Below are 18,767 nucleotides of genomic sequence, written 5' to 3' on the forward strand. Positions count from 1 at the left end.
TTTCGCGAACTCGTCGCGGTTACTTGCCGTCTTTACCGACGTGCAGAATGGCCAGGAACGCTTCCTGCGGCAGCTCGACGTTGCCGACCTGCTTCATGCGTTTCTTACCGTCTTTCTGTTTCTGCAGCAGCTTTTTCTTACGGCTGACGTCACCGCCGTAGCATTTCGCCAGCACGTTTTTACGCAACTGCTTCACGGTGGAACGCGCGATGATGTGCGTGCCGATCGCCGCCTGAATCGCGATGTCGAACTGCTGACGCGGGATCAGCTCTTTCATCTTCTCCACCAATTCACGGCCTCGGTACTGCGAGTTGTCGCGGTGGGTGATCAGCGCCAGCGCATCCACGCGCTCGTTGTTGATCAGTACGTCCACGCGCACCATGTCGGAGGCCTGGAAGCGCTTGAAGTTGTAGTCCAGCGACGCATAACCGCGCGACGTGGACTTCAGACGGTCGAAGAAGTCGAGCACCACTTCCGCCATCGGGATTTCATAGGTCAACGCCACCTGGTTGCCGTGGTAAACCATGTTGGTCTGCACGCCGCGCTTCTCAACGCACAGGGTGATGACGTTACCCAGGTATTCCTGCGGCATCAGCATGTGACATTCGGCGATCGGCTCGCGCAGTTCCTGGATGTTGTTCAACGGCGGTAGCTTGGACGGGCTGTCGACGTAGATCACTTCTTTGCCGGTGGTTTCCACTTCGTAGACTACCGTCGGCGCAGTGGTGATCAGATCCAGATCGTATTCACGCTCCAGACGCTCCTGAATGATCTCCATGTGCAGCAGGCCGAGGAAGCCGCAGCGGAAGCCAAAGCCCAACGCGGTGGAGCTTTCCGGCTCGTAGAACAGGGAGGCGTCGTTGAGGCTCAGTTTGCCCAGCGCATCGCGGAAGGATTCATAGTCGTCGGAGCTGATCGGGAACAGACCGGCGTACACCTGCGGCTTCACTTTCTTGAAGCCCGGCAGCGCTTTATCCGCCGGCTGACGCGCCTGGGTCAGGGTATCGCCCACCGGCGCGCCGAGGATGTCTTTGATCGCACAGACCAACCAGCCCACTTCGCCGCAGTTCAGCACGTCGCGATCGACCTGCTTCGGCGTGAAGATGCCCAAACGATCGGCGTTGTACACCTGGCCGGTGCTCATGACCTTGATCTTGTCGCCCTTGCGCAGCGTGCCGTTCTTGACGCGCACCAGAGAGACGACGCCCAGGTAGTTATCGAACCAGGAGTCGATGATCAGCGCCTGCAGCGGCGCATCCGGATCGCCCTGCGGCGGTGGGATGTCGCGCACCAGGCGCTCCAGCACCTCGGGCACGCCGACGCCGGTTTTGGCCGAGCAGCGCACCGCATCGGTAGCGTCGATGCCGACGATGTCTTCGATTTCCTGTGCGGCGCGATCCGGATCGGCGGCCGGCAGGTCAATCTTGTTCAGTACCGGCACCACTTCCAGATCCATTTCGATCGCGGTGTAGCAGTTGGCCAGCGTCTGGGCTTCTACGCCCTGACCGGCATCCACCACCAGCAGCGCGCCTTCGCAGGCCGCCAGCGAGCGGGAAACTTCATAGGAGAAGTCAACGTGGCCGGGGGTGTCGATAAAGTTGAGTTGATAGGTCTGCCCATCCAGCGCCTTATAATCCAGCGTCACGCTCTGCGCTTTGATGGTGATGCCGCGCTCGCGCTCCAGATCCATGGAATCGAGCACCTGCGCGGCCATTTCACGGTCGGACAAGCCACCGCAGATTTGGATAATGCGGTCAGACAGCGTCGACTTACCGTGGTCAATATGGGCAATAATGGAGAAATTTCGTATATGCTTCATTATAAAAGTTTTTCTGCCTTGGTATTTCTGAATTACTCGCCTATAGAAACCCGCATGGACCTAAAGCGACAGTGAATGGGTGAGGCCGTCTTGCACCTGAATCGCTGCATTCTACATGCCACACCACTGAAAACCTAGCGATCGGTGCAGTGAAGGCATTCTATTATGCGCCGCTAAATGTTACAGGGCACCCCGGCGGGTGAAAACAGATGTTAACACGGGAGATACGGCCTGAACCCAAGGCTTGCAGGCGCTCCGTGGCCATGAAACTCCGGCGCTAATACATAACCGACCGCCGCGCAATAAACCCCTTCTGAAATTATAGAAAAAGAATATTTGGATCAATCTCTTAGAATTCAATTTTGCCTCACTCCCTTTAGGAAAAACCCCATATACGCCACCACCGCCCCTCGGATAGAAATGGCATGAACTCCGCGACAAAACATTATTCAGGGCACTACATCGGCAGCCCACCGGGGTTCGGCAGCATATCTGCGTACGTTGATTGGAAGGTGCATATGATCGATAAAGGGCAAATGCTGAGCCGGCACGATTTTTCAAAGGTCAACTGGGGCATTCTGGCGGCGGCGGCGCTGCTGTTTAGCGTGGGGGCGGCGCTGTTGGTTCTGCCGCTGCTGAGCAGCATTGATGAGAGCGAGGTCATCACGCTGTTGCAGGCCGGCGCGGGCACGGTTTTACTCGGCTGTACGCTGCTGGCGCTACGGCATTATCTGCGTCCGACGCTGACCTATCGCCTGTACGAGCACGGCGTGCGAGTCTTTGACGGCCACCATCACAAAGAGCGTTTCATCCCGTTTGAGAAGATCGGCGACATCTATCGCTTTCGCGGCGGCAAGGCTTTTGGCGGGCTGTTTGACGTCACGGCGTTCCGCGCCGGCGCGGATCAGCCCTGGTACACGGTTTTCAGCAATATCGCCCATTCGTGGCGGCTGGCGGACGTGATCGTCGACCAACAGCTGCAGCAGCGCGGGCCGCTGGCGTTGAATGCGCTCTATCAGGGGGAGGTTGTGCCGTTTCACACCGTTGAGGGCGACGCGCGCTGGCTATGGCAGCTGCTGCTGGGCAAGCGGCAAGGCACACCGACCGAAACGCTGCGGCTGAGCGCCACCTTGCTGACCACGGAACGGGGAAACGTGCCGATCGAGCAGATCCGCGCGTTGGAAAACCATCCGCAACGCGGCATCCGTTTGCTCGACGGCCAGGGAAATGTACTGTTCGCGATTAACTACGATTCGCTGCTCAGCGCCGATCTGTTCATCGCGCTGCTGGAGCATATGATCCACAACCGCATCCCCGCCTATCACAACCCGGCGATGACGCGGCCGTCGGTTTAAATCAGCGGGGAGTTTTCCGCCTGCATGCGCATCGCGGTAGGCGGCAACCCAATCTGCAGCACCACCGGCTGGTAATCGGCCTGCTCGCCCAGGCGCCGGGCCAACCGGCGCGCCAGCATAAAGGCCGCCCCGCCGCCCAGTACGGCACCGACTGCCGCCGAGGCGTCGCTGCCGAAACAATATTGCAGCAACGTGCCGCCCAGCATCATGCCCAGCAGTGGCGTCAGGTAAACCAACATGGCGGAGCGCAGCAGGCTGCCTTCCGCAATGCCGACTTCAACGCGCTGCCCCGGTTCGAGCGGCTGATCGATATGCACCTGCAGCTGATGCTCGGTTTCCGGCACCAGCTCGTTCAGCGCACGCGCGCCGCAACCGGAGCGCGCAGTGCAGCTGCCGCAGCCGGCCTTGGGTTCACAGCGCAGCAGCGCTACGCCCTGTTGCCACGAAACCACCGTGGCCCACTCTTTCATCATTACGGCGATACCTTGAAAGAAATGCTGTCGGCGATGCGCTTGGCCGTAGCCGGCGGCAATTCGCCCACGATAGTGATTTCGTTGCCCGCTCGCACTTCGGTCTGAATGGTGCGGCGCCCCTGACGATAATACTGCTGCCCGGCTCCGCTGCCCGCCGGGCTGACGTTGACCGAGAAGCTGAACAGGCCGTCACTGTAGAGCCGGGATTCAACCGGCACGGCGACGTTCGGCAATTTGCGGCGATTGCGCGCCACCTCGTCCACCCCGGCCGGCAACCAGCCGGTGCTCCAGCTGAGCTGGACGTTTTCTACCGCCGGCAGCGACAGCAGCGGCGGCAGGTTGGCTTTGAGCAGCCCCTGCATCGCGCCCTGCACGTCGGCGCCGACCGCGAAGGAGATCACCCGATATTGCTCCAGCGTTTCGCCGTCGCGATCGAGCAGATCCACCCGCAGCGGCAGCTTGGTGTCCTCGTCCATCCAGACGATGTAGCTGTAGCGGGAACCGTCGCGCGCCACCACGCGCAGCACTTCACACGGCCGATCGGCGATGCGGGTGCTGCCCACGGAGATAAAGTCGTAGTACTTGGCCAGGCGGGTGAAATCGGCATAGACGATCGCCGGCAGCGCATCGACGATGTGATCGCCGGTGAGCGTGAACGGCTCCAGGCCAGGTTCGAAGTAGCTGATCCCGCCGCCGCGCTGCAACACTTCGCGGCGCGGGCCGTCCATATGCAACAGCTGGCCGAGCGGCACGTTGCCGATCACCGCATGGCGATAGCGCAACGACTCGATTCCCTGCTTGCTGATGCTGATGTAGGCGAGCTCGTAATTGAGAGAACGGCTGGCGCTGCTCATCTGTTGCAATAACGCCCCGGACGCAGTTGGCTGCGCCGGGGCGATGCTGGAATAGAGCAGGCTGCCCGTCAATAAACAAACGGAGAACCAGATTTGCTTCATTACTGCTGTTGCGTTCCTAAAGACTGAGTTCCGGGAACCTGAATGGCAGCCTGTTGTGGGTTGCCTTGCTCAAGCTGCAGCTGATCCGAATGCAGGCGACGTTGCAGTTCATAGTCCTGCAGCATGGCGTTGATACGCTTGCGCTGTTCCTGCACCTGCTGCTGTTGGCCGCTGCCGGTAGAGAAACTGTCGGCAGGCACGCCCAGGCTGACCGGCGAGGCCTGGCCCATGATCGGCAGCGTGGTGAAGGCCGGCGATTCGGACGCGTTCGATGGCGTAGCAGGCTGGTTATAGTGCTGTACGCCGACGATCACCGCCAGAGACACGCAGGCAGCCATACCGATTTGCGTAATCTGGCTCGCCCAAGGACGCACTTTGTCCCAGAACGGCATTTTCTGCCAGGTGTGAGGCTGCGGCTGAGATTCCTGAACGGCGGAAGGCACCAGCCGGGCGGGTTCTTTCTCAAGTGCAGCGGCTACGCGATCGGCGATGTCGAGATGCATCACTTGCCCGACATCACCTCGCAGTGTGTCACGTATCAGGTGATAGCTCTGCCAGCTTTGTTGAAGCGTTCGATCTTGCGACAGAGAACTCAACAGCTCGCTGTCGAACGATTCACCATCCATCAGAGCGGAAAGCTTTTCTTTCTGCATGCCTAAGTACCCTTCCTGTGCCCGCCATTGCTAACGCTGGATCAGCGGTTGAACTTTATTATCGATAGCTTCCCGGGCGCGGAAAATACGCGAACGTACGGTTCCGACCGGGCAATCCATGATGGCGGCTATCTCTTCGTAGCTTAGACCATCCAACTCCCGCAGGGTAATCGCCATGCGAAGATCCTCAGGGAGAGACTCAATGGTACGGAAAACTATCTGTCTCAACTCTTCTGACAACATTAAGTTCTCAGGGTTCGAAATTTCTTTCAGTGCGCCCGCACTTTCGTAATTTTCCGCATCGTTGGCGTCCACATCACTGGATGGCGGACGGCGCCCCTGAGCAACCAGATAATTCTTTGCCGTGTTCACGGCGATTCGATACAACCAGGTATAAAAAGCGCTGTCGCCACGGAACGATTCCAGTGCGCGATAGGCCTTGATAAACGACTCCTGCACCACATCGGGCACATCGCCCTGCGGCACATAGCGGGAAACGAGACTCGCCACCTTATGCTGATAGCGCACTACCAGTAGGTTAAACGATTTCTGATCGCCCTTTTGGACCCGCTCGACCAGAACTTGATCCGTTAACTGCTCGCTCATCCGAGGTAAACTCTCCCCAAATCCGTCTCCACGCGTAAAATTGTACTGCCAGCCATACATTATTTTCCTGAGCAAGCACTCGCTTGGAGTTCATATAGAACACGAAGTTCCATATCGCCATTGTTTTTTCTGTTGATGTCGCCCTATCCGTGGCTTTTGCCCGGACAGTTAGGCTAACATGAAATTCACTCTTCTTCTGCACACATCATACGTTATGCAACCATCATCTGAACATGTTAGCGATGTACTGATCGTCGGCAGCGGCGCTGCGGGCCTGTCACTGGCGCTGCGCCTGGCGCAGCATTGCAAGGTTACCGTTCTCAGCAAGGGGCCGCTCAGCGAGGGCGCCACCTTTTACGCCCAGGGCGGGATCGCCGCGGTGTTCGATGAGACGGACAGCATTGCCTCACACGTTGATGACACTTTGATTGCCGGCGCCGGCCTGTGCGACAAAGAGGCCGTCGAATTCATCGCCGGCAACGCGCGCCACTGCGTGCAGTGGCTGATCGATCAGGGCGTGCTGTTCGACACCGAGGTCAACGCACAGGGCGAGGAGCATTATCACCTCACGCGCGAAGGTGGCCACAGCCATCGCCGCATCCTGCACGCCGCGGATGCTACCGGTAAGGAAGTAGAGACCACGCTGGTGGGGAAAGCAAGCGCTCACCCCAATATTTGCGTGATGGAGCGCCGCAACGCGGTTGACCTTATTACCTCGAACAAAATCGGCCTGCCGGGCACCCGCCGAGTGGTGGGCGCTTACGTCTGGAACCGCGAGCTGGAGCGGGTGGAAACCTATCGCGCCAAAACGGTGGTGCTGGCGACCGGCGGCGCGGCCAAGGTATACCAATACACCACCAACCCGGACATCTCCTCCGGCGACGGCATCGCCATGGCCTGGCGCGCCGGCTGCCGGGTCGCCAACCTGGAGTTCAACCAGTTCCACCCGACCTGCCTGTTCCATCCGCAGGCGCGCAACTTCCTGCTGACCGAAGCGCTGCGCGGTGAAGGGGCATACCTGAAACGCCCGGACGGCAGCCGCTTTATGCCCGATTTTGACCCGCGCGGCGAATTGGCTCCGCGCGATATCGTCGCCCGCGCCATCGACCATGAAATGAAGCGCCTGGGCGCCGACTGCATGTACCTGGACATCAGCCACAAGCCGGCGGAGTTCATTACCCAGCACTTCCCGATGATCCACGAGAAGCTGCTGACGCTGGGCTTCGATCTGACCCGGCAGCCGATCCCCATCGTCCCGGCGGCGCACTACACCTGCGGCGGCGTGATGGTCGATCAGCACGGCCGCACCGATCTCGACGGGCTGTACGCCATCGGCGAGGTCAGCTATACCGGCCTGCACGGCGCCAACCGCATGGCGTCGAATTCGCTGCTGGAGTGCCTGGTGTACGGTTGGGCAGCGGCGGAAGACATTCTGCAGCGCCTGCCGTTCATTCAGCAGGCCAAACAGGTGCCGCACTGGGATGAAAGCCGGGTGGACGATGCGGACGAACGGGTGGTGATTCAGCACAACTGGCACGAGCTGCGGCTGTTCATGTGGGATTACGTCGGCATCGTGCGCACCACCAAGCGGCTGGAGCGCGCCCTGCGCCGCATCAACACGCTGCAGGTGGAAATCGACGAGTACTACGCTCACTTCCGCATCTCCAACAACCTGCTGGAGCTGCGCAATCTGGTGCAGGTGGCCGAGCTTATCGTGCGCAGCGCCATGGCGCGTAAAGAGAGCCGCGGCCTGCATTACACGCTGGACTATCCGGATCTGCTGCCGGAAGCGCTGCCGACCATTTTGCAGCCTTAAACTCTGCGACAGGGCGCCTAATCGGCGCCCTTTTCTTTTCAGTAGAACAGGTAGAAGTCGGTGATCAACCGGCGGAAATCGTCGGTGTAGCTGCCATCAGCCTGTTTGATCGCCAACGCCTGCTCCTGCAGCGGCATTTCCCGCCGCGTCAGCGCCAGCAGCACCCGGTGCAGCGGCGTATCGGCCCGATCGCTGACGTTCACTTTCACCGCCGTGTGCCAGCCGCTTTGCTGTGCCAGACGTTCGAATTCGGCGCCGATGTCGTGCGGCAGCACCACGCAGAACGTCCCCTGCGCCGCCAGCAGCTGTGCCGCACAGGCCAACAGCGCATCGTGCGTCAGGGTTTCGGTATAACGCGCGTTGTGGCGCGCCTGGTCGCGGCAGGCCACCGCCGGCTCGAAATAAGGCGGATTACTGACGATCAGATCATACTCAGCGGCATGCCGCTGCGCATAATGGTGAATATCCTGCGCATGCACGCGGATCCGCTGCGGCCACGGCGATTCCGCCGCATTTTCGCGCGCCTGGCCGGCGGCGGCTTCGTCCAGCTCCACCGCATCAATGGTCACTTCGTCGCCGCTGCGCTGCGCCAGCATCAGCGCGATCAGCCCGCTGCCGCTGCCGATGTCCAGCACCCGGCGCGCCTGCCCCAGCGGCGCCCAGGCGCCGAGCAGCACCCCGTCGGTGCCCACTTTCATGGCACAACGATCGTGGGCGACAAAGAATTGTTTAAAGGTAAAACCCCCGCGGCGCGGGGTAAAATCGGCTTTCGATCGCTTGCTCACACTCACCACCTGACTATAAAACTGGCGTAGCATAAGGCAATCTGATCGACGGGAAAAGAGCGGCTTTCCGCTTAAATAGGTGAAGATCGCGGCCAACCCGTCTATAATCGGCGCCCCAAGTAGAGGTAGACCATGACAGCAACCACTTTTTCCGAACTCGAACTCGATGACCGCCTGATCGACGCGCTGCGCGACAAAGGCTACGATCGCCCCACCGCCATTCAGGCCGCTGCGATCCCGCCGGCGATGGACGGGCGCGACGTCTTAGGTTCGGCTCCGACCGGCACCGGCAAAACCGCCGCCTTCCTGCTGCCCGTGTTGCAGCACCTGCTGGACTTTCCACGCAAAAAATCCGGCCCGCCGCGCGTACTGATCCTGACGCCAACGCGTGAACTGGCGATGCAGGTCGCCGATCAGGCGCGTGAATTGGCTGCTCATACCTCGCTGGATATCGCCACCATCACCGGCGGCGTCGCTTACATGAACCACGCGGAAGTGTTCAGCGAAAACCAGGACGTGGTGGTCGCCACCACCGGCCGTTTGCTGCAATACATTAAAGAAGAGAACTTCGACTGCCGCGCGGTGGAAACCCTGATCCTCGACGAAGCCGACCGCATGCTCGATATGGGCTTCGCGCAGGACATCGAAACCATCTCCGCCGAAACCCGCTGGCGCAACCAGACGCTGCTGTTCTCCGCCACGCTGGAAGGCGAAGCGATCCGCGAATTCGCCGAGCGCATCCTGAAAGAACCGGTGGAAGTGGAAGCCGATCCGTCGCGCCGCGAACGCAAAAAAATCCTGCAGTGGTATTACCGCGCCGATGACGTGCAGCACAAAACCGCGCTGCTGATCCACCTGCTGCAACAGCCGGACGTGCAGAAATCGGTGATCTTCGTGCGCAAACGCGAGCGCGTGCACGAGCTGGCCACCTGGCTGCGCGAAGCGGGCATCAACACCTGCTATCTCGAAGGCGAAATGGTGCAGGCCAAACGCAACGAAGCGGTCAAACGCATGATGGATGGCCGGGTTAACGTGCTGGTCGCCACCGACGTTGCCGCACGCGGTCTGGATATCCTCGATATCACCCACGTGTTCAACTTCGACATGCCGCGCACGGCGGATACTTACCTGCACCGCATTGGCCGTACCGGCCGCGCCGGGCGCAAAGGCACCGCCATTTCGCTGGTGGAAGCGCACGACCATCTGCTGCTGGGCAAAGTGGGCCGTTACCTGAACGAGCCGCTGAAAGCGCGCGTGATCGACGAACTGCGGCCGAAAACCAAGGTGCCGAACGAGAAGAGCAACGGCAAGCCATCGAAGAAAGTACTGGCCAAACGCGCGGAAGATAAAGCGAAGAACAAAGAAAAGGCCAAGGTGAAAGTGCGCCACCGCGACGCCAAAAACGTCGGCAAACGCCGTCAGGCGAAGGCCAAACCGGCCGGCGACGCGGAATAACCCCCGCTGCCTAAGAAAAAACCGCCTATACAGGCGGTTTTTTTATGGGCGTTTACTGCTGCGCGTAGTGCGTGGCCAGGCGGTGCCCCTGCAGCCATTTATCCAGTTCGCGGAACTGCGCCTTCAGTTCGTCATTCTGCAAATGCGCCGGCGTTTGCGAGAAATAAAACTGGAACGCGACGCCCTGCTGGTTGCGCGCCCGGGCATCGGCCCCGGCCTGCAACAGCAGCAGCGCCAGGTGCGGCGCGTTAATCTTCGCCGCCAGATGCAGCGGGGTATCCCCCAGCCGGTCGCTCAAGGTGGTGTCCGCCCCGGCCGCCAGCAACATCCGCAGTTGCTCTTCACGCCCGGCCAGCACCGCCGCCGCAAGCGGCGTGGCGCCGGTAACGGCATTACGCACGTTCACCTGCGCCCCTTTGGCCAGCAACAGCCGCAGGTACTGCGCGTCTTGCAGCATCGCCGCGGTGTGCAGCGCGCTGTTGCCGTCCAGCCCCGCCGCCGCCGGGTCGGCGCCGAGATCCAGCAACGCCTGCACGCTATCCGGCTGCTGCGAAAGCACCGCCCACTGCAACAGCGTGACCTGCCGATCGCCCCGTTCGCGCAAGCGATCCTGCGTGGCCTGCGCATGGATACCCTGCGTATCGCCACGCGCCACCGCCTGAGCCAGCGCCAGATTGCTGTGGCCGTCAAACGGCGAAATCTCCTGCCCCATCTGTTGCTCCTTAGCCATCATCAGTAAACCGGTCACCGCGACCAGCGCCAGTAAGGCTATCGCCAGCGCCCGCCGCAAGCGACGCCCTTCAGGCATTGGCCTTCGCCTCCCACGGCTTTTGTTCCGCCATCGAGCTTATCACCTTGTCGATGCCGTGCGCCGTCAGGCTGCGATCCAGATGCTTGCTCGGCCGCCAGTCATCGATGCCGGTCAGGGTATCGTTGTTGGCCAGGGTGATGTTGTGGCCGATGGCATCCGGGATCAGCGAGGTCGACTCCTGGGTGCTGGTCAGCATGTCATATTGTTCGCTGTAGCGGCGAATACCGCCGGCTTCGGCATCTTTCTTCGCCGCCGCCGGATCGATGCCCAGGCGATTCAGGGTGTAATCCGACACCCCGGCCGCGTTGAAGGTGACCGCGACCGTGCCGGTCGCCAGCGCCGCCGTGGCCGCCAGGCCGCCGCCGAGCGAATGGCCGGCGATCACCAGCGCATCGCCGAAGGCCGCCTTGGCGCTTTTGGCAGCGGCAACCGCCTGATTGTACTGCACATCGTCATAGCCCGTCGCCTGCCGCACGTTGCTCAGCCAATCGCGCCAGTCGTTGGTGCCGGCGAACGCCAACACATACTGCTTGTCGTCGCTGTAAATCCCGGCCTGAAAACCGCTGCCCGCGTCGTGCAGGCTGGCGGGATCGATGCCGAAACCGAGCAGCGCGCTGTCGCTCAGGCGGTTGAACCCGGCGGCACCCTGGCCAGTGAGTGAGTAAACGTCCTTGGCCAACAGCGCCAACGCATAATCCCCCTCCTGCGATTGCTGCCCCCGCGTCACGCCCGGCGCTGCCGCCGCCGTCGGTGCTGCCGCTGAGATATCGCCGACCAGCGTATTCAACAGAGCCTGCGCATTGAGCGTGTTCTGAGAGGGAGAGGCCGCCGGCGCCGGATTTGCCGGCGCGGCCGCGGGCTGCGCCGCCGTCGCCGTTTCGGCAGCGGCGCGAGGCGTAGGGATCGCGGCCACCGGGGATACTGCAGAGGTAAAACTTAAAGGCATACTCATGCCGACTCCTTGTCGATAGACTTTTTATTGAGCACCTGAATAGGTGCTGATTTAGCTATCGGCAGGTCGGATGAGTTCTGTATTAGAAATGCTTATCTTTGTACAGAATGTGATCCACGTTCGGTTTTCGGCCGTCAAACGCCAGAAAGGGAGCCGAAGCTCCCTGATTGACTGCGCCGCAAATTACAGGCTTTCGGTAAAGGTGCGGGCGATAACGTCGCGCTGCTGTTCCGGCGTCAGGGAGTTGAAGCGCACCGCATAGCCGGACACGCGGATGGTCAGCTGCGGGTATTTTTCCGGGTGCTTGACCGCGTCTTCCAGGGTTTCGCGACGCAGCACGTTGACGTTCAGGTGCTGACCGCCTTCCACGCGCACGGTCGGCTGCATTTCCAGCGGCACTTCACGGTATTCGATCTGGCCCAGGTCGCTCACCGCGACAACCTGATCTTCCGCGTAGTTGGCCTTGGCGCACACGCAGCGAGCTTCCGCTTTTTCATCGTCCAGCAGCCAGAAAGAATTCACCAGCGCCTGGTCATTCGCTTTGGTAATTTGAATACCGGTAATCATTATGTTGCCTCCGTACAAGGGCGTAAAAATTCACGTCGTGAGAAAACCCAATTCTGGTTTCGGCCATTTGGTAAAACCATTGTTGTCTTGTTGTTCTGTATACCAGCCTGACCGGGCCAGTTCCTTGATTAAAGTCAATTTTTACCGGGTAGGCACAGGGCGTGAAGGGGCAAATTTATGTTTTATATCAATTTTCCCACTGCGGCAAAAACCAATTATTTTTGTAAATTTTCAAAAATAATTGCATAAGGCACGGCAGCGAGAAATGAAAAGCGGGTTTCGCTGCGCGTGCCGAAACGGTAAGCTATAGCCCATGAATTGCTAAAGAAAACAAAGGAGAGCGTTTATGGCCACCTCCCTCACCTGGCATGACGTGATCGGCAAAGAGAAAGAGCAGCCCTATTTTGTTGAAACGCTCGCCTTTGTTGCCGCTGAGCGCCAGGCCGGTAAGACCATTTATCCACCGCAGAAGGACGTGTTCAACGCTTTCCGCTATACCGAGCTGGCGGACGTCAAGGTCGTCATCCTCGGCCAGGATCCGTATCACGGCCCCAATCAGGCGCACGGCCTCTCTTTCTCGGTGCGCCCCGGCGTGCCGGCGCCGCCGTCGCTGGTGAACATGTATAAAGAGCTGGCGACCGACATTCCCGGCTTCGAACGCCCGGATCACGGCTACCTGCAAAGCTGGGCCGAACAGGGGGTGCTGCTGCTCAACACCGTGCTGACGGTGGAAGGCGGCCGCGCGCACTCGCACGCCAACCTGGGCTGGGAAACCTTTACCGATAAAGTGATCGCCGCCCTGAACGAGAACCGTGAAGGCGTGGTGTTCCTGCTGTGGGGCTCGCACGCGCAGAAGAAAGGCAACTTTATCGACCGCAACCGCCACCATGTGCTGAAGGCGCCGCACCCGTCGCCGCTCTCCGCCCACCGCGGTTTCCTCGGCTGCCGCCATTTCTCGCAGGCCAATCAGCTGCTGGAGCAGCAAGGGCTCACGCCGATCGACTGGATGCCACGCCTGCCGCAGGCGTAGTACAGAGACAAAAAAGGCACCCTCGGGTGCCTTTCTTTATGCCGTTGCCGGGGCGATTACGCCTTGGCTTTGGAGACTGCAACCATCGCCGGACGCAGCAGGCGGCCGTTCAGCGTATAGCCTTTCTGCATCACCATCATCACGTGGTTCGGTTGATGATCGGCGGATTCCATCATGCTCATCGCCTGATGCACTTCCGGGTTGAACGGCACGTTGACGTCGCCGACGATTTCGATGCCATACTTGCGCACCACGTCCAGCAGCGATTTCAGCGTCAGCTCGATGCCTTCAATCATCGCGGCCAGTTCCGGGTTGTTTTTATCCGCCAGATCCAGCGCGCGCTCCAGGTTGTCGATCACCGGCAGCAGATCGCCGGAGAATTTCTCCAGGGCGAACTTGTGCGCTTTCTCGACGTCCAGTTCAGCGCGGCGGCGGATGTTTTCCGCTTCCGCTTTGGCGCGCAGCAGGCTGTCGCGCTCGTGCTGCTGAGCTTCCGCCAGTTGGGCTTCCAGTTCGGCGATACGCGCATCGCGCAGATCGACGCCTTCCGCCGCTTCCGGCAGCGTATCATCGTGATGAGCGTGTTGTTCCATTTCTTCCGAGACTTGCTCGTTTGGCGTCTTCTGTTCTTTACTACTCATGAATATCTCCGCGTTTTAGCATTAATCTCGCAACTTGGCTTATTATGGGGATCAAAACCGGGGTTTCAAGTCAACCGGTCACAATGTGGGGCATAAACGGGTCCCGGTGAGGAAAATCACAACAAATGAATAAAAAATTCGCCTGTATTGGCATTGTTGGCCACCCGCGTCACCCTTCAGCGCTGGCAACCCACGAGATGCTGTTCCACTGGCTGGTCGCCCGCGGCTATTCGGTGATGGTCGAACGCCAGATCGCCCATGATTTGGGGCTGAAAGACGCCGTGACCGGCAGCCTGGCGGATATCGGCCAGCGCGCCGATCTGGCGGTGGTGGTCGGCGGCGACGGCAACATGCTCGGCGCCGCGCGCGTGCTGGCGCGTTACGACATCAAGGTGATCGGGGTCAACCGCGGCAACCTCGGCTTCCTCACCGATCTCGATCCCGACAACGCCCTACAGCAGCTGGCGGACGTGCTGGAAGGCGAATACATCGACGAACAGCGTTTCCTGCTGGAAACCATCGTGCATAAAGAGCACCAGCAGTGCCGCATCAGCACCGCCATCAACGAAGTAGTGCTGCACCCCGGCAAAGTGGCGCACATGATCGAATTCGAAGTGTACATCGACGATCGCTTCGCCTTCTCGCAACGCTCCGACGGCCTGATCATCGCCACGCCGACCGGCTCCACCGCCTACTCGCTCTCCGCCGGCGGACCGATCCTCACCCCGTCGCTGGAGGCGATCGCGCTGGTGCCGATGTTCCCGCACACCCTTTCCGCCCGGCCGCTGGTGATCAACGGCGACAGCACCATCCGCCTGAAGTTTTCCCAGATCGGCAGCGATCTGGAGATCAGCTGCGACAGCCAGATCGCGCTGCCGATCCAGGAAGGCGAAGAAGTGCTGATCCGCCGCAGCGATTTCCACCTGAATCTGATTCACCCAAAGGACTACAGCTATTTCAACACGTTAAGCACCAAGCTGGGCTGGTCGAAAAAATTGTTCTAAAATCTGCGTCGGCCACTTTACTGTATATAAAACCAGTTTATACTGTATGAAACTACAGTTATGTGTTTATACACAGGAAGGTTCCCATGCTGGCGCAATTAACCATCAGCAACTTTGCTATCGTTCGTGAGTTGGAAATCGATTTTCAACCGGGTATGACGGCGATCACCGGTGAAACCGGCGCCGGCAAATCCATCGCCATCGATGCGCTGGGGCTGTGCCTCGGCAACCGCGCCGACGGCAACGTGGTGCGCCTGGGAGCCGCCCGCGCCGACATTTGCGCCCGCTTCTCGCTGGCGGACACCCCGTCCGCACGCGAGTGGCTGGAGCAGAACCAGCTGGACGACAGCAACGAATGCCTGCTGCGCCGGGTGATCAACGCCGACGGCCGTTCGCGCGGCTTTATCAACGGCACCGCCGTGCCGCTGTCGCAGCTGCGCGAGCTGGGGCAACGCCTGATCCAAATCCACGGCCAACACGCCCATCAGCTGCTGCTCAAGCCGGAGCACCAGAAAGCGCTGCTCGACGCCTACGCCGACGAACCCGCCCTGCTGGCGGCGATGAGCCAGGCCTACCAACGCTGGCACCAGAGCTGCCGCGAGCTGGCGCACCATCAGCAGCAGTCCATCGAGCGCGAAGCGCGCAAGCAGCTGCTGCAATACCAATTGAAAGAGCTGAACGAATTCGCGCCGCAGGCCGGCGAGTTCGAACAGACCGACGCCGAGTACAAGCGCCTGGCCAACAGCGGCCAGCTGCTGACCCTCAGCCAGCAGACGCTGCAGCTGCTGGCCGACAGCGACGAGAACAACATGCTCAGCCAGCTCTACAGCGCCAAACACCTACTGCTTGAGCTGGCCGGGCTGGACGACAAGCTCAGCGGCCTGCTGGACATGCTGGAAGAGGCCTCTATCCAGATCAGCGAAGCCAGCGACGAGCTGCGCCACTATGCCGATCGCATGGATCTCGATCCCAACCGCCTGCACGAGCTGGAACAGCGCCTGTCGCGCCAAATCAGCCTGGCGCGCAAACATCAGGTTGCGCCGGAGGAGCTGCCGCAGCTGCATCAGCAGTTGCTGGATGAACAGCAGCTGCTTTCACAGCAGGAAAGCGACCATGAACACCTGAACGAGGCGGTCACCCTGCATCACCAGCAGGCGCTGGCGCTGGCAGAGCAGCTGCATCAGAAACGCCTGCACTACGCCGCCGAGCTGACCACGCTCATCACCGACAGCATGCAGGCGCTCTCCATGCCGCACGGCAAGTTCAACATCGATGTGCGTTTCGAGCCGCAGCATCTGAGCGCCGAAGGGGCCAGCCGCACCGAGTTCTGCGTCTCCACCAACCCGGGGCAGCCGCTGCAGCCGCTGGCGAAGGTGGCCTCCGGCGGTGAGCTGTCGCGCATCGCGCTGGCCATTCAGGTGATTACCGCCCGCAAGATGGAAACCCCGGCGCTGATCTTCGATGAGGTAGACGTGGGCATCAGCGGCCCGACCGCCGCCATCGTCGGCCGCCTGCTGCGCCAACTCGGCGAATCCACCCAGGTGATGTGCGTGACCCACCTGCCGCAGGTGGCCGGATGCGGGCATCAGCACCTGTTCGTCAGCAAGCAGACCGACGGCACGGTCACCGAAACCCAGATGGCGCCGCTGGATAAGCGCGCCCGGCTGCAGGAGCTGGCGCGCCTGCTCGGCGGCAGCGAAGTCACCCGCAATACGTTGGCGAACGCCAAAGAACTGCTGGCGGCATAAAAAAGCTCAACTTTTTCACTTTCCTGCGGTCTGACAGTGACGCTGTTGACCCGAAAGATATCTAAAGTGCGGCGCGGCGGCGATTCGAAGCCTCCTCAACGGCCTGAAACAGGCCAAGCGCTTGAGGTGCTGAAAGAAAGCCAACGCGTCGCAACTTGAAAGATGAAGGGTATAAAGGTTTCCAACTGCCGCAAGGTCTATTATCATCGGCATCCTATGCCCTAAAGGAATGTGATTACTATGCGCTGTAAAACGCTGACTGCCGCCGCTGTAGTTTTTGTGATGCTGACTGCAGGCTGTTCTACTTTTGAAAAGGTGGTTTATCGTCCTGACATCAACCAGGGGAACTACCTGACGTCGACCGACGTGGCGAAAATTCAGAAAGGGATGACCCAGCAACAGGTCGCTTACACATTGGGCACCCCAATGCTGCAAGACCCGTTCGGGACTCAGACGTGGTTCTATGTGTTCCGTCAGCAGCCTGGCCATGAAGACATCACCCAGCAGACGCTGACGCTGACCTTCGACAGCGCAGGCGTGTTGACCGATATCCAGAACAAACCGGCGCTGACCAAGTAATCGGTGCCGCCCGCCCTTCCGGCCCATGAGGGGGCATGATGTTCCTCATGACAGTCGCAGGCTGCAACGCGGAAGAGGAAATCAGTTTCAGATAAAAAATAAGGCGCTATAAGCGCCTTATTTTTTTGCCTTTTCTGCCCGTTGCCGGCGCAGCTCTTTCGGATCGGCTATCAGCGGCCGGTAGATCTCCACCCGGTCGCCGTCGTTCAGCGTATCGCCCAGCTTGGCCGGGCGGCTGTAGATACCGATTTTGTTGCTCTTGAGATCGATATCCTGGCGCAGCTCCAGCAGGCCCGAAGCCTGGATCGCCTGCTCGACGCTGCTGCCCTCGGCCAGCTTCACCTTGCGCAGGTACTGACGCTCCGGCAAGGCGTACACCACCTCGACCTGGATGTCAGACACTGTAGACCTCTTTCGCCCGCTGGGTGAATGCCTGCACCATGCTGCCCGCCAGCTCTTTGAACACCTTGCCGAACGCCAGCTCAATCAGTTTGTTGGTGAACTCGAAGTCCAGGTGCAGCTCCACCTTGCAGGCCTCTTCGCTCAGCGGCGTGAACTGCCAGCCGCCCATCAGCTTGCGGAACGGACCATCGACCAGCTGCATATTGATGCTCTGGTTATCCAGCAGCGTATTGCGCGTGGTGAAGGTCTTGCTGATACCGGCCTTGGCGACGTCCACCGCGGCGGTCATTTCGTTGGAGGTAGCGTTAAGCACCCGGCTGCCGGTGCAGCCTGGCAGAAAATCGGGATAAGAATGAACATCGTTAACCAACTGATACATCTGCTCGGCGCTGAACGGCACTAATGCAGACCGACTGATCTGGGGCATATCATTTCCTGTGAGACATAAAACGTACAGATAATACCATTTATCTGGCGGCAAACAAAAAATCTGCTAAGGGATGGGGGCGCCAAAAATGCGAAAAATTGCGCAGGTGCTGAACGGGAAAGGATTTCTTTCGCTGAAGCATCCAGTATAATGAACGCACTATGACAAAGAAAAAAGCACACAAACCCGGTTCCGCCACCATTGCTCAAAACAAGCGCGCGCGTTTCGAATACTTCATTGAAGAAGAGTTCGAGGCGGGCCTGTCGCTGCAAGGGTGGGAAGTTAAATCGCTGCGTGCAGGCAAAGCCAACCTCAGCGACAGCTACGTGACGTTCCGTGACGGTGAAGCCTATCTGTTTGGCGCCACCATCACCCCGCTCAACGTGGCTTCGTCGCATGTGGTGTGCGATCCGACGCGTACCCGTAAACTGCTGCTGAAACGACGCGAGCTGGATACCCTGCTCGGCCGCGTCAACCGCGATGGCTACACCGTGGTGGCCTTGTCCCTGTATTGGAAAAATGCCTGGAGCAAGATCAAGATCGGCGTAGCCAAAGGCAAGAAAGAGCACGACAAACGCGATGACATCAAAGATCGCGAATGGCAGACGGCGAAAGCCCGTATCATGAAGCACGCCAATCGTTAAGCCGCTGGCTTATCGAAGTAAACTTCTGGTATACTGCACAAAGT

General features: G+C 59.9%; 20 protein-coding genes. 8 read left to right on the top strand and 12 right to left on the bottom strand.

All coding sequences use genetic code 11. The features are described 5' to 3' along the window. Window positions 1-19: 19 nt before the first annotated feature. On the bottom strand, window positions 20-1,819 hold the full coding sequence (gene lepA / locus QDT79_RS23060) for a translation elongation factor 4 (protein ID WP_060423862.1): 1,800 nt from the start codon (window positions 1,817-1,819) through the stop codon (window positions 20-22). Window positions 1,820-2,337: 518 nt separating this feature from the next. Here lepA and QDT79_RS23065 point away from each other — a divergent pair. Further along, the gene (locus QDT79_RS23065; protein WP_063990603.1) at window positions 2,338-3,174 is read left to right on the top strand and encodes a hypothetical protein; all 837 of its coding nucleotides are present in this window, start codon (window positions 2,338-2,340) and stop codon (window positions 3,172-3,174) included. Here the strand turns inward: QDT79_RS23065 and rseC are convergent. The 4 genes from rseC to rpoE are packed head-to-tail and all read right to left on the bottom strand — an operon-like array spanning window position 3,171 to window position 5,862. After that, window positions 3,171-3,647, bottom strand: a complete 477-nt coding sequence (gene rseC, locus QDT79_RS23070; protein WP_004929144.1) for a SoxR-reducing system protein RseC — start codon at window positions 3,645-3,647, stop codon at window positions 3,171-3,173. The genes QDT79_RS23065 and rseC overlap by 4 nt on opposite strands. Further along, window positions 3,647-4,603 (bottom strand): sigma-E factor regulatory protein RseB, encoded by a 957-nt coding sequence (gene rseB, locus QDT79_RS23075; RefSeq protein ID WP_025303948.1) that lies wholly within the window; start codon window positions 4,601-4,603, stop codon window positions 3,647-3,649. The genes rseC and rseB overlap by 1 nt, the downstream gene beginning before the upstream one ends. After that, entirely contained in the window at window positions 4,603-5,256 is a 654-nt protein-coding gene (rseA, locus tag QDT79_RS23080) for an anti-sigma-E factor RseA (RefSeq protein ID WP_063990605.1), read from the bottom strand. The genes rseB and rseA overlap by 1 nt, the downstream gene beginning before the upstream one ends. A gap of 30 nt (window positions 5,257-5,286) precedes the next feature. Further along, window positions 5,287-5,862, bottom strand: a complete 576-nt coding sequence (gene rpoE, locus QDT79_RS23085; RefSeq protein WP_004929136.1) for an RNA polymerase sigma factor RpoE — start codon at window positions 5,860-5,862, stop codon at window positions 5,287-5,289. A gap of 214 nt (window positions 5,863-6,076) precedes the next feature. On the opposite strand from rpoE, the gene nadB reads away from it, so the two are divergent. After that, entirely contained in the window at window positions 6,077-7,678 is a 1,602-nt protein-coding gene (gene nadB / locus QDT79_RS23090) for an L-aspartate oxidase (RefSeq protein WP_172837486.1), read from the top strand. 38 nt (window positions 7,679-7,716) lie between these two features. On the opposite strand, the gene trmN is transcribed toward nadB, so the two are convergent. Next, on the bottom strand, window positions 7,717-8,496 hold the full coding sequence (trmN, locus tag QDT79_RS23095; RefSeq protein ID WP_308317119.1) for a tRNA(1)(Val) (adenine(37)-N(6))-methyltransferase TrmN: 780 nt from the start codon (window positions 8,494-8,496) through the stop codon (window positions 7,717-7,719). 99 nt (window positions 8,497-8,595) lie between these two features. Here trmN and srmB point away from each other — a divergent pair, with 99 nt between their 5' ends. Further along, window positions 8,596-9,918: an ATP-dependent RNA helicase SrmB gene (srmB, locus tag QDT79_RS23100; protein ID WP_025303951.1), complete on the top strand. Its 1,323-nt coding sequence runs from the start codon at window positions 8,596-8,598 to the stop codon at window positions 9,916-9,918. A 52-nt stretch (window positions 9,919-9,970) separates the two neighbouring features. Here srmB and QDT79_RS23105 read toward each other — a convergent pair whose 3' ends face one another. The 3 genes from QDT79_RS23105 to grcA form a co-directional block, all read right to left on the bottom strand. Continuing rightward, window positions 9,971-10,726 carry an ankyrin repeat domain-containing protein gene (locus QDT79_RS23105; protein WP_102984262.1) on the bottom strand — a complete coding sequence of 252 codons (756 nt, stop codon included), beginning with the start codon at window positions 10,724-10,726 and terminating at the stop codon, window positions 9,971-9,973. Then, entirely contained in the window at window positions 10,719-11,681 is a 963-nt protein-coding gene (locus QDT79_RS23110; RefSeq protein ID WP_308317120.1) for a Tle-like phospholipase domain-containing protein, read from the bottom strand. The genes QDT79_RS23105 and QDT79_RS23110 overlap by 8 nt, the downstream gene beginning before the upstream one ends. A gap of 183 nt (window positions 11,682-11,864) precedes the next feature. After that, complete coding sequence (gene grcA / locus QDT79_RS23115; RefSeq protein WP_004929114.1) at window positions 11,865-12,248, bottom strand: autonomous glycyl radical cofactor GrcA; 384 nt, start codon at window positions 12,246-12,248, stop codon at window positions 11,865-11,867. Between the two features lie 346 nt (window positions 12,249-12,594). Between grcA and ung the strand changes: the two genes are divergently transcribed. Beyond that, window positions 12,595-13,278: a uracil-DNA glycosylase gene (ung, locus tag QDT79_RS23120; protein WP_033635636.1), complete on the top strand. Its 684-nt coding sequence runs from the start codon at window positions 12,595-12,597 to the stop codon at window positions 13,276-13,278. 56 nt (window positions 13,279-13,334) lie between these two features. On the opposite strand, the gene grpE is transcribed toward ung, so the two are convergent. Beyond that, window positions 13,335-13,919, bottom strand: a complete 585-nt coding sequence (gene grpE / locus QDT79_RS23125; RefSeq protein ID WP_025303955.1) for a nucleotide exchange factor GrpE — start codon at window positions 13,917-13,919, stop codon at window positions 13,335-13,337. Window positions 13,920-14,044: 125 nt separating this feature from the next. Here grpE and nadK point away from each other — a divergent pair, with 125 nt between their 5' ends. The 3 genes from nadK to bamE all read left to right on the top strand — a co-directional run bounded on the left by nadK (window position 14,045) and on the right by bamE (window position 17,250). Beyond that, window positions 14,045-14,923 (top strand): NAD(+) kinase, encoded by an 879-nt coding sequence (gene nadK / locus QDT79_RS23130; RefSeq protein ID WP_019452304.1) that lies wholly within the window; start codon window positions 14,045-14,047, stop codon window positions 14,921-14,923. An 86-nt stretch (window positions 14,924-15,009) separates the two neighbouring features. Then, window positions 15,010-16,671 (top strand): DNA repair protein RecN, encoded by a 1,662-nt coding sequence (recN, locus tag QDT79_RS23135; protein ID WP_038870807.1) that lies wholly within the window; start codon window positions 15,010-15,012, stop codon window positions 16,669-16,671. Window positions 16,672-16,911: 240 nt separating this feature from the next. Next, a complete protein-coding gene (gene bamE / locus QDT79_RS23140) occupies window positions 16,912-17,250 on the top strand; it encodes an outer membrane protein assembly factor BamE (protein ID WP_044030646.1) in 339 nt (112 codons plus the stop codon). A gap of 117 nt (window positions 17,251-17,367) precedes the next feature. Here the strand turns inward: bamE and QDT79_RS23145 are convergent, their stop codons facing one another. Both QDT79_RS23145 and QDT79_RS23150 read right to left on the bottom strand, forming a co-directional pair. Then, window positions 17,368-17,652, bottom strand: coding sequence for an RnfH family protein (locus tag QDT79_RS23145; protein WP_004929098.1), 285 nt, complete (start codon window positions 17,650-17,652; stop codon window positions 17,368-17,370). Further along, window positions 17,645-18,079: a type II toxin-antitoxin system RatA family toxin gene (locus QDT79_RS23150; protein ID WP_004929096.1), complete on the bottom strand. Its 435-nt coding sequence runs from the start codon at window positions 18,077-18,079 to the stop codon at window positions 17,645-17,647. The genes QDT79_RS23145 and QDT79_RS23150 overlap by 8 nt, the downstream gene beginning before the upstream one ends. A 161-nt stretch (window positions 18,080-18,240) precedes the next feature. On the opposite strand from QDT79_RS23150, the gene smpB reads away from it, so the two are divergent. Continuing rightward, on the top strand, window positions 18,241-18,723 hold the full coding sequence (gene smpB, locus QDT79_RS23155; protein WP_033654311.1) for an SsrA-binding protein SmpB: 483 nt from the start codon (window positions 18,241-18,243) through the stop codon (window positions 18,721-18,723). Window positions 18,724-18,767 lie beyond the last annotated feature (44 nt).

The organism is Serratia marcescens, assembly GCF_029846115.1.
Taxonomy (GTDB): domain Bacteria; phylum Pseudomonadota; class Gammaproteobacteria; order Enterobacterales; family Enterobacteriaceae; genus Serratia; species Serratia marcescens_L.

Bases quoted from the DNA above. Each gene is read 5' to 3' on its own strand.
- lepA (WP_060423862.1), bottom strand. From the start codon at position 1,819: ATGAAGCATATACGAAATTTCTCCATTATTGCCCATATTGACCACGGT.
- QDT79_RS23065 (WP_063990603.1), top strand. From the start codon at position 2,338: ATGATCGATAAAGGGCAAATGCTGAGCCGGCACGATTTTTCAAAGGTC.
- rseC (WP_004929144.1), bottom strand. From the start codon at position 3,647: ATGATGAAAGAGTGGGCCACGGTGGTTTCGTGGCAACAGGGCGTAGCG.
- rseB (WP_025303948.1), bottom strand. From the start codon at position 4,603: ATGAAGCAAATCTGGTTCTCCGTTTGTTTATTGACGGGCAGCCTGCTC.
- rseA (WP_063990605.1), bottom strand. From the start codon at position 5,256: ATGCAGAAAGAAAAGCTTTCCGCTCTGATGGATGGTGAATCGTTCGAC.
- rpoE (WP_004929136.1), bottom strand. From the start codon at position 5,862: ATGAGCGAGCAGTTAACGGATCAAGTTCTGGTCGAGCGGGTCCAAAAG.
- nadB (WP_172837486.1), top strand. From the start codon at position 6,077: ATGCAACCATCATCTGAACATGTTAGCGATGTACTGATCGTCGGCAGC.
- trmN (WP_308317119.1), bottom strand. From the start codon at position 8,496: ATGCTACGCCAGTTTTATAGTCAGGTGGTGAGTGTGAGCAAGCGATCG.
- srmB (WP_025303951.1), top strand. From the start codon at position 8,596: ATGACAGCAACCACTTTTTCCGAACTCGAACTCGATGACCGCCTGATC.
- QDT79_RS23105 (WP_102984262.1), bottom strand. From the start codon at position 10,726: ATGCCTGAAGGGCGTCGCTTGCGGCGGGCGCTGGCGATAGCCTTACTG.
- QDT79_RS23110 (WP_308317120.1), bottom strand. From the start codon at position 11,681: ATGAGTATGCCTTTAAGTTTTACCTCTGCAGTATCCCCGGTGGCCGCG.
- grcA (WP_004929114.1), bottom strand. From the start codon at position 12,248: ATGATTACCGGTATTCAAATTACCAAAGCGAATGACCAGGCGCTGGTG.
- ung (WP_033635636.1), top strand. From the start codon at position 12,595: ATGGCCACCTCCCTCACCTGGCATGACGTGATCGGCAAAGAGAAAGAG.
- grpE (WP_025303955.1), bottom strand. From the start codon at position 13,919: ATGAGTAGTAAAGAACAGAAGACGCCAAACGAGCAAGTCTCGGAAGAA.
- nadK (WP_019452304.1), top strand. From the start codon at position 14,045: ATGAATAAAAAATTCGCCTGTATTGGCATTGTTGGCCACCCGCGTCAC.
- recN (WP_038870807.1), top strand. From the start codon at position 15,010: ATGCTGGCGCAATTAACCATCAGCAACTTTGCTATCGTTCGTGAGTTG.
- bamE (WP_044030646.1), top strand. From the start codon at position 16,912: ATGCGCTGTAAAACGCTGACTGCCGCCGCTGTAGTTTTTGTGATGCTG.
- QDT79_RS23150 (WP_004929096.1), bottom strand. From the start codon at position 18,079: ATGCCCCAGATCAGTCGGTCTGCATTAGTGCCGTTCAGCGCCGAGCAG.
- smpB (WP_033654311.1), top strand. From the start codon at position 18,241: ATGACAAAGAAAAAAGCACACAAACCCGGTTCCGCCACCATTGCTCAA.